At 57.8% G+C, this 313-nt stretch carries 1 protein-coding gene; it reads right to left on the bottom strand.

Annotation, left to right across the window (positions count from 1 at the left end):
• On the bottom strand, window positions 1-296 hold a 296-nt coding region (locus tag ACFWDE_RS06275; protein ID WP_483861745.1), incomplete at its 3' end, for a hypothetical protein.
• Window positions 297-313 lie beyond the last annotated feature (17 nt).

Here is a 313-nt window from a genome sequence, read left to right as displayed (position 1 = left end):
CCTGTTGGGCCTGTATTTCCAGTTGCTCCCGTGCTTCCTGTCGCTCCTGTATTTCCAGTCGGACCTGTATCTCCTGTTGCTCCTGTACTTCCCGTCGCTCCCGTGTTTCCTGTTGGTCCCGTACTTCCCGTTGGGCCTGTGCTTCCCGTTGCTCCCGTACTTCCTGTTGGACCTGTATTTCCGGTTGGGCCTGTGCTTCCCGTTGCTCCCGTACTTCCTGTTGGACCTGTATTTCCGGTTGGGCCCGTGCTTCCTGTGGCTCCCGTACTTCCCGTTGGACCGGTGTTTCCTGTCACTCCTGTACTTCCCGTTG

The sequence above is a fragment of the Bacillus sp. NPDC060175 genome (assembly GCF_042728695.1).
Lineage (GTDB): Bacteria > Bacillota > Bacilli > Bacillales > Bacillaceae_G > Bacillus_A.
Note: the sequence above shows the minus strand (reverse complement) of the source record. Positions and strands in the feature narration are given on the sequence as shown.